Origin of the sequence: Corynebacterium yudongzhengii (genome assembly GCF_003065405.1) — a bacterium.
Lineage (GTDB): Bacteria > Actinomycetota > Actinomycetes > Mycobacteriales > Mycobacteriaceae > Corynebacterium > Corynebacterium yudongzhengii.
The window spans coordinates 1,413,946-1,429,873 of sequence record NZ_CP026947.1 but is presented as its reverse complement, the minus strand read 5'-3'; the positions used below and the strand labels follow the sequence as shown (position 1 = coordinate 1,429,873).

Annotated in this window: 11 protein-coding genes; 7 read left to right on the top strand and 4 right to left on the bottom strand. The window is 64.5% G+C overall.

All coding sequences use genetic code 11. From position 1 onward, the window contains the following. The first annotated feature begins 2 nt into the window (after positions 1–2). A complete protein-coding gene (locus C3B44_RS06615) occupies positions 3–716 on the top strand; it encodes an HNH endonuclease family protein (protein WP_108431680.1) in 714 nt (237 codons plus the stop codon). A 75-nt stretch (positions 717–791) separates the two neighbouring features. After that, positions 792–1,694 (top strand): DoxX family protein, encoded by a 903-nt coding sequence (locus C3B44_RS06610; protein WP_108431679.1) that lies wholly within the window; start codon positions 792–794, stop codon positions 1,692–1,694. A gap of 918 nt (positions 1,695–2,612) precedes the next feature. Here C3B44_RS06610 and C3B44_RS06605 read toward each other — a convergent pair. From C3B44_RS06605 to C3B44_RS06590, 4 genes are all read right to left on the bottom strand, one after another. Then, positions 2,613–3,920, bottom strand: a complete 1,308-nt coding sequence (locus tag C3B44_RS06605; protein WP_108431678.1) for a glycosyltransferase family 87 protein — start codon at positions 3,918–3,920, stop codon at positions 2,613–2,615. An 11-nt stretch (positions 3,921–3,931) separates the two neighbouring features. Beyond that, complete coding sequence (gene ilvD, locus C3B44_RS06600) at positions 3,932–5,782, bottom strand: dihydroxy-acid dehydratase (RefSeq protein ID WP_108431677.1); 1,851 nt, start codon at positions 5,780–5,782, stop codon at positions 3,932–3,934. Between the two features lie 64 nt (positions 5,783–5,846). Next, positions 5,847–6,356, bottom strand: a complete 510-nt coding sequence (locus C3B44_RS06595; RefSeq protein WP_108431676.1) for a PH domain-containing protein — start codon at positions 6,354–6,356, stop codon at positions 5,847–5,849. An 11-nt stretch (positions 6,357–6,367) separates the two neighbouring features. Next, positions 6,368–8,026 carry a mechanosensitive ion channel family protein gene (locus C3B44_RS06590; RefSeq protein WP_108431675.1) on the bottom strand — a complete coding sequence of 553 codons (1,659 nt, stop codon included), beginning with the start codon at positions 8,024–8,026 and terminating at the stop codon, positions 6,368–6,370. Positions 8,027–8,377: 351 nt separating this feature from the next. Here C3B44_RS06590 and C3B44_RS06585 point away from each other — a divergent pair, with 351 nt between their 5' ends. The 5 genes from C3B44_RS06585 to C3B44_RS06565 all read left to right on the top strand — a co-directional run bounded on the left by C3B44_RS06585 (position 8,378) and on the right by C3B44_RS06565 (position 15,910). Further along, the gene (locus tag C3B44_RS06585; RefSeq protein WP_235840352.1) at positions 8,378–10,186 is read left to right on the top strand and encodes an acetolactate synthase large subunit; all 1,809 of its coding nucleotides are present in this window, start codon (positions 8,378–8,380) and stop codon (positions 10,184–10,186) included. Beyond that, a complete protein-coding gene (gene ilvN / locus C3B44_RS06580) occupies positions 10,187–10,696 on the top strand; it encodes an acetolactate synthase small subunit (RefSeq protein ID WP_108431673.1) in 510 nt (169 codons plus the stop codon). It abuts the gene before it with no gap. Positions 10,697–10,816: 120 nt separating this feature from the next. Beyond that, entirely contained in the window at positions 10,817–11,833 is a 1,017-nt protein-coding gene (ilvC, locus tag C3B44_RS06575; protein ID WP_108431672.1) for a ketol-acid reductoisomerase, read from the top strand. Positions 11,834–13,215: 1,382 nt separating this feature from the next. Further along, the gene (locus C3B44_RS06570; RefSeq protein ID WP_108431671.1) at positions 13,216–15,003 is read left to right on the top strand and encodes a DUF262 domain-containing protein; all 1,788 of its coding nucleotides are present in this window, start codon (positions 13,216–13,218) and stop codon (positions 15,001–15,003) included. Beyond that, positions 14,990–15,910: a hypothetical protein gene (locus tag C3B44_RS06565; RefSeq protein ID WP_146183446.1), complete on the top strand. Its 921-nt coding sequence runs from the start codon at positions 14,990–14,992 to the stop codon at positions 15,908–15,910. Before C3B44_RS06570 ends, C3B44_RS06565 begins: the two co-directional genes overlap by 14 nt. Positions 15,911–15,928 lie beyond the last annotated feature (18 nt).

Here is a 15,928-nt window from a genome sequence, read left to right as displayed (position 1 = left end):
ATATGAAAAGAACGCTCTGGTCCGTGGTGGCGTTGGTGGGGGTTATTGTCGTCGGCACGCTGGTTGCCGATGAAACCCCGCTTGGCGACGGCGCCGTCACTCCCATCCCCGCCACCACCATCGCCGAGGTCGAAGACGGCGGCGAGGAGGAAGATCCAGGTGAGCACTACCGGCTGCTCGCGGAACTCGAGGTCAAGGGACGTGCGCCCATGACCGGCTACGAGCGCGAGGAGTTCGGCCAGGCCTGGAGTGACGACGTCGGCGTCGAATACGGGCGCAACGGCTGCGATACCCGCAACGACATTTTGCGCCGCGACCTTAAAGATCCCGTCATCCGCGACGGCACCTTCGGCTGCCTGGTTGAAGAAGGCGTGCTGTATGACCCCTACACCGCAGAAGAGATCGAGTTCGCCCGCGGCGGCGGGGACGTGGAGATCGACCACGTCGTCGCCCTTGGCGATGCGTGGGCCAAAGGCGCCCAGCAGCTCGACGAGACCGAGCGCCGCGACTTCGCCAACGACCCACTGAACCTGCAGGCAGTGGGCACCTCAGTCAACCGCCAGAAGGGTGCCGGCGACGCGGCGACCTGGCTGCCGCCGAACAAGAACTACCGCTGCACCTACGCCCAACGCCAGATTGAGGTCAAGCACCGCTACGAGCTCTGGGTCACCGCGGCCGAGGCGGAAGCGCTCGATCGAGAGCTCGGCAGGTGCTGAAAGACTCACGACCAGCATCCGGCACGCCGGCCGACCTCGTAACTATTCCAGGTGGGGTCACATATTCTCTAGGCTATGAGCGACAAGATGCCCCGCCCCGATCGGGCCCACGACAACGACCTCGACGTGCCCACCTACGAACCCGCGACCGACGATACGGGGGAGGAGACCCGCCGTCCCTCGCTCTATGAGCGTGCGGGCCGCACCGCTCCCCAGCAGATCGATCCGAGCGCCCGGGACACGAACGCCACCACCGCCTTTAGGGCCGCTGATGCAGGCGAGACCGGCCAGGCCCCGGCCGTCGGCTCCCGCTCGACCTACCGCGACGAGGACTTCGCCTCGCCTGCCGACGACGCCACCGTCGTCGCCCCCGCCGCCAGCGGCGTGAACGAGGAGGGCTACTTCGGCGAGACCGACTATGCCTCCGAACCCGTCGCCCCAGTTGCCGAAGAGCAGGACTCCCGCCGCGGCACCATCGACTTCGGCCTGCTCATCGCCCGCGTGCTGCTGGGCGGATGGCTGATCCTGGAATCGCTCGGGACATTCTTCTCGCTGGGCACCAGCACCAACATGACCGGCCTGCGCGAGGAATTCACCGGTTACCCGCTTGCCGAGGTGCTCTCGATCGCCGTACCGACGATGCAGCTCGCCGCTGGCGTCTTCCTGCTCTTCGGCCTGCTCACTCCGGTTGCAGCCGCCGTCGCGACGGTCGTCACCGGCTTCGTCGCCCTGCATGAGCTGGCGGGCTCCGGCGCGGGTATCGACGTCTTCTCCTGGCCTGAGACCGTCTGGCTGTCGGTGGTCCTGTTCGGGCTTTCGCTCGCCCTGCAGTTCACGGGCCCGGGCTACTACTCCCTGGACTTCGAACGCAGCTGGGCGCGCCGGCCGCTGGCGAGCTCCTGGATCTTCATCGTCGTTGCCATCGCCGGACTCGCGCTGCTGTGGTGGTTCGGCACGGGTATCAACCCGTTCGCTTAGACGCATTTGCGGTTGTTTAAGAGGGGTCCGTCTTCGGGTTTGACGGGCTCCTCTTTTACTATGCGAGCGCATAGTCGGCGGGGCGGGTGATGTGAGGCGGTGCGTTCGCAGGGTCTGTGTGTTGGCTGGGGCAGGCTGTGCGAGCCTCCCAGCGAAACTGGTGGGGCAAACGAGGTCGCCGAGGCGAACGGGACTGGTGGGGCACCGTACGTACGCCACTCGCACGCACCCCGGTCAAATACCCATAGCGCGTTATCGCTGGTCGAAATCACCCCCATAGAAAGGAGTTCCACGCGGTCGAAACCAGTACTCCTTTAGGGGTGCTTCCTTTCGACCAGCGCTAGCGCAACACACACGCAGGCCAGCCGAAAGCCCGCAGGCTCCCAAAAGTGCCACCCCAATCCACACACTAGTCCCATCCGTCACAACAGAAACCTAAACGTTGTTTAACGCCTTTAACCAGACGCCTGGTCGAATTCACCCTCATAGAAAGGGCTCTCGCGAGGTCGAAACTAGCGCTCCTTTAGGTGTTCCTCCTTTCGACCAGCGTTAGCGTTGCATCGGACGGGCTGCCGGTTCGAGCCGCCTCGGCGGGACCGGCTGGGGCTGGCGAGGCTGCTGAGGCGAACGGGGCTGGCGAGATGCCCACCGCACGCTTCCCGCACGCGCCGCCGCCCAAGCGCCCATAGCGCGTTAGCGCTGGTCGAATTCACCCTCATAGAAAGGGCTCTCGCGAGGTCGAAACCAGTACTCCTTTAGGTGCCCCTCCTTTTGACCAGCGTTAGCGCTGCATGAGCTTCGGCCACAGCCTGCTTACTGCCCGGCCTGTCCCCACGTCCTGACCTGCAGAAACGCTCAGGCCGTCAAACCGAATCCGCCCCCAGCGCCGCAACCGACTCAGACCCCAAACCGAAACCCCTACCGAGAGGCGACGCGGCCGTCAGCGAGTAGTTCGCGCTCATCGCCCTTGCCGGGGCGATCGACCCGCCGGATGCCCAGCGCCACCGCGACGAGCAGCAGCCCGCCGAGCCAGACGAAGTCAGAGACCAGCACGCGTTGGAAGAAGTCGAGGGCCCAAAGATCGATGGCGTCTCCGAACCACCACTTCGGCGGCACGGTGAAGATCAACAACGACCAGACCACGAGCAGGCCGCCGAGGAAACCTCGGTAGCCGAAGATGGTGGTGGATCGCCAGGCGAAGACCGGGATGATCAGCGCCAGCCACACCCAGTGGTGCGACCAGGAGACGGGGGAGATCAGAAGCATCACCACGGCGTTGACGAGCACCGCGTCGACGTGGAGCCCACGCTGGATGAGCTGGTACATCAGCCAGCCGCCGGCCACGACGGTGACGAGTGCGAGCATAAGCCACAACACGTTGATGAGCGTGCCGTTGGCATCCAGCCACTCGCCGTCGGGGGCGAAGCGCATGAGCATGCCCTTGAGGGAGGAGTTGGACTGATAGGTGGTGTCCACGCCAAACTCGCTGGTCGTCCCCATGCCGGCGAGGGTGGAGAAGTAGAACTGAACGGTGGCGTCGAAACGCCAGATCGCTGCTAGGAGCGTGCACACGATCGCGGAGATCGCCGCGGTGAGGATCGAGCGCCAGTCCCGGCGCACCAGCCAGTACAGCCCGAAGACTAAAGGCGTGAGTTTGATCGCCGCCGCGATGCCGATCAACGTGCCCTGCGGCAACCACGATGGCTTGCGCGGCACGAGGTCGAAGACCACGAGCGCCATGAGCACGATGTTGATCTGCGCGAAACCGTTGTTGAGATCCACCGGCTCGATCAAGAGCATCGCCGGCCATACCACCATGGCGACCATGCGGATGATGGGCTTCTTCAGCTCACCGGCGATCGCGTGGAGCACCACCCACAGGCAGGCCAGGACCAAGAGGTTAGAAAGGCCGATCATGATGCCGGCGGCGGCGACGTCGGTAAGTCCCGGCGGTGCCGTCAGCGGTACGAGGACGAGCGCCCCGAACGGTGGGTAGATGAAAGGCAGCGCGAGATCGCCGGCGTACATGGGTACGTCGTACATCTCGCCGCCCGACATGAAGGCGCGCACGCCTTCGCGGTAGATCGCCATGTCGACGGGGAAGTCGGTCGCCGCGATCTGGCGGGTCGTAACCCCGATGCCGGCGAGCGCACCCAGCCAGGTCAAAAGCGTGACCACCGAGGTGGTCGCCCACGACGAGGTCACCGAGCGAGTCGAATAAGCCATAAAAGATAAGGTTAGTCGACTTGGCGCACGGCGCCCTTGTCGGCGCTCGTGGCCATCTTCGCGTAGGCGCGCAGCGCCTTGGTCACGGTGCGATCGCGATCCTTCGGGGTGAAGGGCGCCTCGCGCTCCTCCTGGGCGAGGCGGCGGCGCTCGAGCTCGTCGTCGTCGACATCCAAGGTGAGCTTGCGCTCGTGGACGTCGATGGAGATCGTATCGCCGTCCTCGATCAGGGCGATGAGACCGCCGTGGGCGGCCTCGGGGGAGATGTGGCCGATCGACAGTCCCGAGGTGCCGCCGGAGAAGCGCCCGTCGGTAATCAAGGCGCAGACCTTGCCGAGACCGGCGCCCTTGAGGAACGAGGTCGGGTGCAGCATCTCCTGCATGCCCGGTCCGCCCGAGGGGCCCTCGTAGCGGATGACCACCACATCACCCGGCTGGACCTCGCGGCGCAGGATCATGGACACGGCCTGCTCCTGCGATTCCACGACGCGGGCCGGGCCGCTGAACGTCCACAGCTCCTTCTCCACACCGGCCGCCTTGACGACGGCCCCGTCCGGCGCCAGGTTTCCGCGCAGGATCACCAGGCCGCCGTCGGAGGAAAACGCGTGCTCCACGGAGTGGATGCAGCCGTTTTCCCGGTCGGTATCCAGCGACTCCCAGCGGGCGCTCTGCGCGAAAGGCTCGGTGGTGCGCTTGCCGCCGGGCGCGGCGTGGAAGAGCTCGCGTGCCTCGTCGGTGGCGCTGTCGCCGCGGATATCCCAGTCCGCGAGCCAGCTGTCCAGGTCGGGGTAGGAGACGGAGTGGACGCTGTCGTCGAGAAGCCCGGCGCGGTGCAGCTCGCCCAAGATGGCGGGGATGCCGCCGGCGCGGTGGACGTCCTCGATGTGGTACGTGCCGTTCGGTGCGACCTTCGAGATGCACGGGATGCGGTAGGAGATCTCGTCGATATCGCTCAAGTCGAAGTCGACCTCGCCCTCCCGGGCGGCGGCGAGGATGTGCAGCACCGTGTTGGTGGAGCCGCCCATGGCCATATCCAGCGCCATGGCGTTGCGGAACGCGGCCTTGGTGGCCACCGAGCGCGGCAGCACGGAGTCGTCTTCCTCGCCGTAGTAGCGGCGGCACATATCGACGATCATCTCGCCGGCGTCCTCGAACAGCTGCCGACGGGCGCTATGCGTGGCCAGCGTCGTGCCGTTGCCCGGCAAAGAGAGCCCGAGGGCCTCGGTGAGGCAGTTCATCGAGTTCGCGGTGAACATGCCGGAGCACGAGCCGCAGGTCGGGCAGGCGGAGTTCTCGATCTCCGTGAGCTTGTCGTCGCTCACCGCATCGTTGGCCGAGTGCGCGATGGCGGTGATGAGGTCGGTGGGGGCGTCGGCAGACGAGGCGACACCGTCGATGACGACGGCCTTGCCCGCCTCCATCGGCCCGCCGGAGACGAACACAGACGGGATGTTCAGCCGCATCGCGGCGTTGAGCATGCCCGGGGTGATCTTGTCACAGTTGGAGATGCACACCATGGCGTCGGCGGTGTGGGCGTTGACCATGTACTCCACCGAGTCGGAGATGATCTCTCGGCTCGGCAGGGAATAGAGCATGCCGCTGTGGCCCATGGCGATGCCGTCGTCGACGGCGATGGTGTTGAACTCCTTCGGCACGCCGCCGGCGGCACGGACCGCATCCGCGACGATGTCGCCGACGTTCTTGAGGTGCACATGCCCCGGCACGAACTGCGTGTAGGAGTTCACGATGGCGACGATCGGCTTGCCAAAATCGTTCTCAGTGCTACCAGTCGCGCGCCACAGGGCGCGGGCGCCGGCAGCTTGGCGGCCGACGGTTGTGACTTTGGAACGAAGGGGATACATCGAATCGTCTCCTCATATCGGGTGACCGGAACTGCGTGGTCACAAAGGTGTATGACGTGACATCCTAGTGAGAGGTGCCCGGATTGTCGCGTTTCTGCTGCTGCAGGTGCGCCTGGTACTCCTCTTGGGTCATCAGCACGCGGTGGCCATCGCGGTCGACGACCTCCATCTTGCCGTCCGCGTCCTCCTGGGCGGCGGTGATCGCATCCGGGATCCGCCCGCGGGAGGCCTCGGCGAGCTTCGGCAGTGAGTTGAAGGTTACGCCGGGCAAGGGGTGCTCCTCACCTGCGGTGGTCTGCACTAAGCTGCGTGAGCCCTTGAAGCCGACGCCGTTGATCTCCTCCCAGGCAAACTGCTTGTTGCCCTTAAAGGCGTAGCGGATCGTGATGCCATTGTCGTCGACGATCGTGGCCGAGCGCAGCACCCAGAAGATGAAGACCAGCGGGAACAGCAGGATCCAGAACAGATACTGCGGTGCCCAGCCGACGATGATGAAGAAAATCGCGGCGATGAAGATGCCGGCGAGAACATTGCCGCGGTCCGGGCGAAAGTGCAAGGGTTCAGCGGGGCTCATGCACGAAAATCCTAGTTGACCGCGGTCGGTTCGCTCTCTTCAGGGGTGGCCGGCTGGGTCTCCTGCTCCGCGGATTGCGGCTCGACCGTATTCGGCGACTGCCCGGACTGGTTGCCGGAGCCCTGGTTACCGGATTGCCCGGACTGCCCGGACTGCCCGCCGCTTTGCCCGCCCGTGGAGCTATCGGCCTGCGAGCCGGACTGGCTATTCTGCTCGGTCCCACCCTGCGAGCTATCCTCCGGCGCCTGGTTCGTGGCGGAACCCGGTGCCTGGTTCGTGTCGCTGTCCTGCGGCGCCTGCGACGGGGTGTTCACCGGCTCCTCGGTCTCGACCGCCTCACCCGTGGGGGTTTCCTCGGTGGTCTGCTCGGCGGAGTCGCGCACCGGCGGGGCGAGGATGCCGGCGATGCGCTCACCGTCGGCACCTTCGGTGGAGAAGAACAGAAGCTTGGCGACGAGCAACAACCCCAACACGCCGAGCATCCAGAAGGTCGAGCCGCGGGTCTCGCGCACGAGCGTCATGATCCGCTGGCGGCGGTTCGGGCGCTCCTCGGCCTCTTCCGTATCTTCGGGATCGTCATCTTCGGTATCGTCGCCGAGCCGCTCCGCCGCCGGATCCGAGCCATCGGGCTGCGACAGATGCGTCGGCACCGGGTTATCGCCCTCGTCGCGCGAGCCCGCGTCGGCGGTGACGGGGTCGTGGACCTCGGTCGGGGTATCGGCAGCGGAGGCAGCAGACTCTTTAGCCTTGTGCTTCGATGAGGCCGGCCGCACCGGTTGCGGGGGAAGCTCTTCGGCGAGCTCGTCGCGAAGCAACCCGGACGCCGTGGTCGCCGAGCCGTATTCATCCCAGAACTCCTCCAGGATGGCCAGGCGCACGGCGCGCTCGACGGCCCACTGCTCGCCGGCGTGGACCTGGATCATGAGGCGGACGTCCATGGTCCATGGCATACCAACTGTCGACGGCGGCGTCACCGCGGTCGCCGGCTGCACATCCAGCTCGCCGATGAGGTGGTCGGTGATCTCGGAACGCTCCAAGGCGCTGCGGGTGGCGCTTTCGGCACGTTTGACGGCGTTCGCGGCGGATTCGGAACCTAAAAGCGGGATCGGCATGACGATGACCGCGCGCGACCAGTAGTTCGAGGTATTGATGCACACGCGCGCCGTGGAGTTCGGGATGGTGACCGTCTCCTGGGCGAGGGTGCGGATCGTGGTGGTGCGCATCGTAATAGAGATGACGCTGCCTTCGACGTCGATGCCGTTGCCCTGGAAGCGCACCCAGTCACCGACACCATATTGCTTCTCCGAGAGGATGAAGAACCCGGCGAGGAAGTCGGCGATGATCGACTGCGCGCCAAAACCGACGGCGGCGGAGACCACGGTGGCGGGAATCGCCGCGCCGGCGAGCGAGAACCCGAGCTCAGAGAGAAACGCCAGCGCCAGAAGGAAGTAGACAACGACCTGCGCGACGTAGATGCCAACGCCGGCGATCGCCAGGGAGGCCTTCGATTCGTCGTCGTTTTGCCGCGAGGCGATCTCGCGTTCGACGACGCGCTCAGCGAAGCGGCCGATACGCGGCACCAACAGGGCCAACACCACGATGATGGCCAGGTTGATGCCGGTGTTCGCGACCCACGCCCAGAGCTGGTCGAGAAAGTACATGATGGGCATGAGCGCGACTCTAAAACACCCATCTGAAAATTAGTTGGGGATCAGCGGGGGTAAAGCTGTTTTACATCGGGGACTGCTGTGTATGCTGGGTTACATGACCAAGATGCGACTTATTTCGGTAGTACGCGCACGGCGCAGCCCGTGATCGACGGCTACCGTTTTCGTCGTCTCCGGCTCGCGCCCTCGACAGCACCTTCCAACCCGTGCTGGCCGAGGGCATTGTCATAGGGTCACCTTCTAACTTTCCGTCATACCGCCAGTTCTGGTTGAGATAAGGAGCTTAAAACAGTGGCAGCTTCCGACAAGCCCACTCCGGCGGCGCCCTCAGGCGCCGGCACGAGCAGTGAGAGAATGTCCGGTGCCCAGGCCATCGTGAGGTCGCTGGAGAACCTAGATGCGGGCACCGTGTTCGGTATTCCGGGTGGAGCCGTACTTCCGCTGTACGATGCCCTGTTTGCCTCGCAGAAGCTACGCCACGTCCTCACGCGCCACGAGCAGGGTGCCGGGCACGCGTCGGAGGGCTACGCCATGACCTCCGGCAAGGTCGGCGTGTGCATCGCCACCTCCGGGCCGGGGGCGACGAACCTGGTCACGGCGCTTGCCGACGCCGCCCTCGACAGCGTCCCCATCGTCGCCATCACGGGCCAGGTGGGCTCGTCGCTTCTGGGCACCGATGCCTTCCAGGAGGCGGATATCCGCGGCGTGACGATGCCGGTGACCAAGCACAACTTCATGGTCACCCGCCCGGAGGACATCCCGGAGGCCATCGCCGCGGCCTTCCACCTGGCGGGCACGGGTCGTCCGGGCCCGGTGCTCGTCGATATCCCGAAGGACGTCCAGAACGCCGAATTCGATTTCGTCTGGCCGCCCAAGGTCGACATGCCGGGCTACAAGCCGGTCACCAGCCCACACTCGCGTCAGATCGCGCAGGCGGTCAAGCTCATCCAGCAGTCGGAGCGGCCGGTGCTCTACATCGGCGGCGGCGTCATCAAGGCCAACGCCTCCGACGAGTTGCTCTCGTTTGCGGAGTACTCCGGCATCCCGGTCGTGACCACCTTGATGGCGCTCGGCAGCTTCCCGGACTCCCACGAGCTGCACATGGGTATGCCCGGCATGCACGGCACCGTCCCTGCCGTCGGCGCCATGCAGCGCTCGGATCTGCTCATCACGATTGGCGCGCGTTTCGACGACCGCGTCACCGGCGACACCGACTCCTTCGCGCCCCACGCCAAGGTCATCCACGCCGATATCGATCCGGCGGAGATCGGCAAGATCCGCGCGGCCGACGTCCCGATCGTCGGCGACGCGAAGAAGGTCCTGCACGCGCTGGATGCGAACTTCCGGTCGTCGACAACTGAAAACCGCCCGGACTTCAGCACCTGGCGCTCTTACCTGGCAGGGCTTAAGGAGCGCTTCCCGCGCGGCTACGACCCGCAGGCCGACGGCTCGCTGTCGCCGCAATATGTCATCGAGAAGGTGGCGGAGACGGTCGGGCCGGATGCGGTCTACGTCGCCGGCGTCGGCCAGCACCAGATGTGGGCGGCACAGTTCCTGAACTTCGAAAAGCCGCGGACCTGGCTGAACTCCGGTGGCCTCGGCACGATGGGCTACTCCGTCCCGGCGGCGCTCGGCGCGAAGGCCGGCGCCCCGGACAAAGAGGTGTGGGCCATCGACGGCGACGGCTGCTTCCAGATGACCAACCAGGAGATCACCACCATGGCCGTCGAGGGCCTGCCGGTGAAGGTCGCCCTCATCAACAACGGCAACCTCGGCATGGTCCGGCAGTGGCAGACGCTGTTCTACGAAGGCCACTACTCGCACACCCGGCTGCGTGAGCAGAACGAATACGTCCCCGACTTCGTGGCGCTGGCGGAGGGACTCGGTGCCGTCGGCATCCGGGTCACCAGCGAGGACGAGGTCGTCCCGGCGATCGAGAAGGCCCGCGAGATCAACGACCGGCCGGTGATCATCGACTTCATCGTCGGCGAGGACGCGCAGGTCTGGCCGATGGTCGCCGCCGGTAACTCCAACTCCGATATCCAGTACGCACACGGTCTGCGCCCGGACTTCGACGAAGAAGAATCCGCCGCGGAGACCCCCGCCGACATCCACGAGACCGTCGACGAGGCCCACGAAGACCACGCACCGGAGGGTAAGTAAATGAGTGAGAAGACCCGCCACATCCTTTCCGTCCAGGTCCAGGACGTCGACGGCATCATCTCGCGGGTATCCGCGATGTTCACCCGCCGCGGCTACAGCCTGGTGTCTTTCGTCACCGCGAAGACCGAAGACCCGGGCATGCAGCGGCTGACCATCGTCGTCGATGCCGACGAGGACTCGATCGAGCAGATCACGAAGCAGCTCAACAAGCTCATCCCGATCATCAAGGTCGTGCGCCTCGACCGCGAGCACACCGTCGCGCGTGCGCTGATGATGGTGAAGGTGAACGCGAACAACACGAACCGGCCGCAGGTCGTCGACGCCGCGAACATCTTCCGCGCCCACATCGTCGACGTCGCCCCGGACTCCGTCATCATCGAGGCGACCGGCTCGCCGGATAAGTTGCGCGCGCTTCTCGATGTCCTCGAAACCTTCGGCATCCGCGAACTCGTCCGCTCCGGCCTAGTCGCGCTCAACCGCGGTCCGAAGACGATGGCACCGAGCCGCTAACACTTTTCTTATCCCATATAGTGGGATTTGTGCGCCATAGTGTCTCATGTCATGGCGTCCCATGGCGTGAACCTGTGGCACAATTGATCACAGAGATACCTACAACAGAAAGGTCACCTAATGGCTATCGAGGTCTTTTACGACGACGAAGCGGACCTGTCGCTCATCCAGGGCCGCAAGGTTGCGGTCATCGGCTACGGCTCCCAGGGCCACGCCCACGCCCAGAACCTGCGCGAATCCGGCGTCGAGGTCGTCATCGGCCTGCGTGACGGCTCCAAGTCCGCCGACAAGGCCCGCGAGGCCGGCTTTGAGGTCAAGAACGTCGCCGACGCCTCCGCGTGGGCCGACGTCATCATGCTCCTGGCCCCGGATACCTCCCAGGCCAAGATCTTCAGCGAGGAGATCGAGCCGAACCTCAAGGACGGCGACGCCCTCCTGTTCGGCCACGGCCTCAACATCCACTTCGATTTGATCAAGCCGGCCGACAACATCATCGTCGGCATGGTCGCCCCCAAGGGCCCGGGCCACCTGGTCCGCCGCCAGTTCGTCGACGGCAAGGGCGTTCCCTGCCTCATCGCCGTCGACCAGGACCCGAAGGACAACGCCCACGACCTGCTGTTGTCCTACGCCGCCGCCATCGGTGGCGCCCGCGCCGGCGTCATCCCGACCACCTTCGAGGCTGAGACCGTCACCGACCTCTTCGGCGAGCAGGCCGTTCTCTGCGGCGGCACCGAGCAGCTGATCCTCACCGGTTTCGAGGTCCTCACCGAGGCCGGCTACGAGCCGGAGATGGCCTACTTCGAGGTTCTTCACGAGCTCAAGCTCATCGTCGACCTCCTCTTCGAGGGCGGCATCGAGAACATGAACTACTCCGTCTCTGACACCGCCGAGTTCGGTGGCTACCTCTCCGGCCCGCGCGTCATCGACGACAGCACCAAGGAGCACATGAAGGAGATCCTGTCCGACATCCAGGACGGCACCTTCACCAAGCGCCTGCTGGCCAACATCGAGGGCGGCAACAAGGAACTCGAGGGCCTGCGCGCCAAGATCGCCGAGCACCCGATCGAGAAGACCGGCGCCAAGCTGCGTGACATGATGAGCTGGGTCAAGGTCGACGCCCGCGAGCAGACCGCGTAAGTTGCTTGCGCTAGCTGCGCTCCCTGCGCTTTAGCTGTGTCTGTGGCCCCATCGGCACCTTTTCTTTGGTGCCGGTGGGGTCTTTTGTGTGTTTGGTGCGATGTTGGTACGCGTTTGCTCGCGTGGATTTGAGCTACTACCGACGATCCGCGGATTTCGGGAGCGGAATCGCGGTTAGCGTCGATAGTTACTTAAACATCTGTTTTAGAGGTGTGATAGTCACTTCGCCTCAGTGGAGTGCTTATAGAACTTGGTTCATACACGTCGCATCCGACAGCAGATGGGGGGATTAGACGCTGGAAGGCTAAAACGGGGAGAATTCGCTGCGACATCATCCACCGTGGGCAGATCGAAATAGACATTGTCATCTGACTTTGCCGTAATTGAGTTTTTTGGGAATCTGTCATGCTGTGCTGCGGTGCGGCCATGAGGTCATGCGGGTTTGCCCGCGTGGGGGCGCGCGGTATTGCGGTCAGTAGGAAAAGAAATACGGCGGTGCTGCCAGCGTCCGTCAATGAACTGCCAAAGCGATTTTGAGAGTCATTGATGCTGGATAAAGACCCAGAGATCGTAGGTTCGAACCCTGCCCCCGCTACCAACTTCTTGAAAATCTCCCTCTTCGGAGAGGTGTTCATTTTAGCCTGATCTCGCCTCTCTACGCCGCGTAGCCACTTGCCCTTCTTGGGGGTGATTCTCAATAGATTCAGGTCTGCGCTGCTGCCAGATGACGGATTAAAACGGGAACGATGGGAATCCCCGCTAGGAATTCGATTTCTAGCGGGTTTCTTGTTGCGGGCGGTAATGGGGGTGGGGATACCCCACTCGGCGAAAGGGCCTTCGATGTTGACTGCAGGTTCTCCGAGCGTATCCGGTATGGGTTGTGCCTCATTCGTCTCCGGTGGGGAGACACCGTCATGTAAGGATGAGCCTGATGAGGTGGTCTGGGCTGTGGCGGCAGTGGGATGCGCGGCCAATGAGGACAATGAGGGAAAAGCCGCTAGACACTTCTTTACCTATCGTAGTCGCAGTGCAATCTGCGAAAATGTTAGTTGAGTGAAAATAGTGTCTATTTCTCGGCAAGGAAGAGGATTGGGGACATGAGGGTCGGGAAGAAATGTGGGGGGTTCTGCTGACTGTCGCGACTGTTGCGAGCGTTGTAACTGGGGTGCCTCACGCTGTGGCGGATGATCGGCCGTCGCTGCAGGCGACCAGTACTACTCGCGTTAAGGACAATCGAATTGCTGCCTTGGGGCACGTCATAACCCCTGCAAGTGCAGATGCTGCGCCTCAGGTTCGCAGAGAGTGCACCGTGAAGTCGTTCTGCGAGCAAAGAACCCGAAACTCAAGCTGCACTCCCCAAAGCCTCCATTAGAATCGGGCGCATGGCTTTCACCACGCCCAGCTACGCACTCGACGATCTGTTCGCCCGCATCAACCGCGGGGAGCTGCAGCTCCCTGATTTCCAGCGCAATTACTCGTGGGATGTTGACCGCATCCACTCGGTCATCGTCACGGTGCTGCGTGGGTACCCGATCGGTGCGCTGCTCGCGCTCGATACGCGTAATGAGCCGATGCGCTTCCGCCCGCGCCCGATCACCGGCGCGCCGGCGGGGGAGCAGCGTCCCGGCCTGTTGCTTCTCGACGGCCAACAGCGCCTTACCAGCCTTTATCACAGTTTCCAGGGCGATGGCTACGTCGAAGCCGTCGATTTTCGGGGTAAGAACATCACCCGGCGTTTCTTCGTCGGCATCACCCGAGCGGTGGCCGGGGACGTCTTGCCGGAGGACGCGGTCTTCACCGTGGACGAAAACGGCTACGCCACGTCGCATTTCGCCCCTGACCTCGAGACGCCGCTGACTGATTTGCCGGCGGCGGTGAGCCAGGGATGCGTGCCCGTCGATACGCTGCTGGGACCGGAGGGCTCGGATTTCCTCTTCGACATTGTCGCCGATGCCGATGAGCCCCTTCGACGGGCGGTGAAGGATTTCCACCACCGGGTCGTCGCGCCGCTGGCCGCCTATGACGTGCCCATGATCCGCCTCAGCCGCGAGACGGCGAGCGCGGGCGTGGGATCGATCTTCGCTCAGGCCAACTCGGTGGGCCTGCAGATGGATGTCTTCGAGCTGCTCACCGCGGTGTTTGCCACCGAGGATGCGGAGTTCTCTTTCGTCACCGACGCCGATGAGCAACTCGCCCAGCTGCGCGAGCACCCGGTGCTCGATTCGATCGGGCGCACGGAGTTTTTGACGGCGATGGCGCTCGTCGTGACGAGTCGCCGCGGCCGCGCCGGCGGCCAGCGCGAGGACATCCTCACCCTCACTCTGGAGGATTGGCGCTCGCATGCCGATGACATCACCCACGGCTTCCTCGCCGCCGCTCAGTTCCTCGAAGACCGCGCCATCTTCACCGATGCGCAGGTGCCCTATCAGGAGCAGATCCCGGCGCTCGCCGCGATACTTGCCCTTGTGCCCGACATCGACTTCGCAGAAGATACCACCGCCCGCGATCGTCTGAGCCGCTGGTTCTGGTGCGGCGTGCTCGGTGAGTTGTATGGGCGTGCGGCCGTCGATATCCGTTCGGCGCGCGATGTGGAGCAGGTCGTCGGCTGGGTGAAAGACGACACCGCCGACGAGCCGAAGACCGTCACCGACGCGCAGTTCACTGAGTCTCGCCTTTTGTCCGTCGATTCCTCCAGCGCGGTCTGGCGCGGCCTGCAGGCACTGCTCATGGCCCGCGGCGCGCGCGACTGGCGCACTGGCAAGACTTTCACTGCGGACAACTACGCCGAGCTGCGGCCCGGTTTCGAGCCGATCTTCCCGCTGACCTGGGGCGAGAACCAGGGCATCGACGCGGTGTACGCGCGCTGCGTGCTCAACCACACGCCGATGGGGCGGCGTACCGAGGTCGTGCTCAGCGGCTATGATCCCGTGCGCTACCTGCCGCGGCTCCAGTCGAAAGCCGTGATGGACGATGATGAGTTCGACGAGGTGCTGGCCAGCCACGAGCTGGACCCGCAGCTTCTGCACGCGGGTGATGCGCGGGAGTTCTTCGTCGATAGGCGACGCCGGTTCGTGGGCATGGTGGAATACGCGCTGGATCGCGCGGTTAAGCTCGATGTCGATGACAGTGACATTCAGGGAGGCTCCGAAGGGCCGAATGCCTTCGCTTAGGCGCGTGGGGTGGGCGGCGGTGCTCGTCGGCACGTTGGGCGCCAGCTCGTGCGTGCCGCGGATCGCCGATACCGAACAGCCGACGTTTACCCCGGTCATCGACCAGGAGGCCACCCCGGTGCCGCTGGACGAGGCGTTGGCGCGCAACCATTCCCGGTATGTGGACCCGCGTTTTGACGACCACCCGTTGGTCGTCACCGAGGAATACGGCCTGGAGACCTCTAAGCTTCTCTTCGATCGTTCCGACGGCATGATCATCGCCGAAGATAGCCTCGAGGCGCAGCTGCGGGCGGCCTCGCTGGCGGTGTTCGCGCACGTGCCCATGATCACTTACAATGACGAGATCCACACCGAGATCAACGCCGAGATCAACCGGCTGGGCGCGCTGCGCGTGCTTCTGGTGGGAGACGTGCCGCTCGCCGAATCCAGCGGCACCTACACCGTTTTCCAGGACCCGGGTGGCCGCGAGGCGCTCGGCGAGCTGACGGCGCATAGCTTCAGCGAGCTCGTCGTTTCAGAGCCGGAGCATGCGGTGGAGGCGGTCACGCGTCTCGACGGCACCGAACCCGTCCTCCTCGAACCCGCGTGGGCGCCGACCGAAAACGTACCGGCGGGGGATCTGCCGGCGCTGCCCGTCGCCACGCGGCGCGACGGCCAGAATGCGCCCGTGACCGTGGCGAGCGCGCAGACGCCGATCGCCTCGGTGGCCAACGCCCAGGCCTATGGCGCTGATGTGCGCTATCTGGATCAGCCGGATCCGCGGGAATCGGAGACCGCGTATGTCGCGATGGCCGGTCTGCACAGCGATGCACTTCTGGCGTTGGGGGAGCAGTTCGGCACAAACCGGACTCTTGCGGCCGCCATCGCGGAGGCTGACCGAGCCAAGGGGGTAGCCGAAGAGGGGTAAATTGCCCCCATTTCTCCG

What these genes read in the sequence shown, in the direction of transcription:
- C3B44_RS06615 (WP_108431680.1), top strand. Translation starts at nt 3, where the DNA reads ATGAAAAGAACGCTCTGGTCCGTGGTGGCGTTGGTGGGGGTTATTGTC.
- C3B44_RS06610 (WP_108431679.1), top strand. Translation starts at nt 792, where the DNA reads ATGAGCGACAAGATGCCCCGCCCCGATCGGGCCCACGACAACGACCTC.
- C3B44_RS06605 (WP_108431678.1), bottom strand. Translation starts at nt 3,920, where the DNA reads ATGGCTTATTCGACTCGCTCGGTGACCTCGTCGTGGGCGACCACCTCG.
- ilvD (WP_108431677.1), bottom strand. Translation starts at nt 5,782, where the DNA reads ATGTATCCCCTTCGTTCCAAAGTCACAACCGTCGGCCGCCAAGCTGCC.
- C3B44_RS06595 (WP_108431676.1), bottom strand. Translation starts at nt 6,356, where the DNA reads ATGAGCCCCGCTGAACCCTTGCACTTTCGCCCGGACCGCGGCAATGTT.
- C3B44_RS06590 (WP_108431675.1), bottom strand. Translation starts at nt 8,026, where the DNA reads ATGCCCATCATGTACTTTCTCGACCAGCTCTGGGCGTGGGTCGCGAAC.
- C3B44_RS06585 (WP_235840352.1), top strand. Translation starts at nt 8,378, where the DNA reads ATGTCCGGTGCCCAGGCCATCGTGAGGTCGCTGGAGAACCTAGATGCG.
- ilvN (WP_108431673.1), top strand. Translation starts at nt 10,187, where the DNA reads ATGAGTGAGAAGACCCGCCACATCCTTTCCGTCCAGGTCCAGGACGTC.
- ilvC (WP_108431672.1), top strand. Translation starts at nt 10,817, where the DNA reads ATGGCTATCGAGGTCTTTTACGACGACGAAGCGGACCTGTCGCTCATC.
- C3B44_RS06570 (WP_108431671.1), top strand. Translation starts at nt 13,216, where the DNA reads ATGGCTTTCACCACGCCCAGCTACGCACTCGACGATCTGTTCGCCCGC.
- C3B44_RS06565 (WP_146183446.1), top strand. Translation starts at nt 14,990, where the DNA reads ATGCCTTCGCTTAGGCGCGTGGGGTGGGCGGCGGTGCTCGTCGGCACG.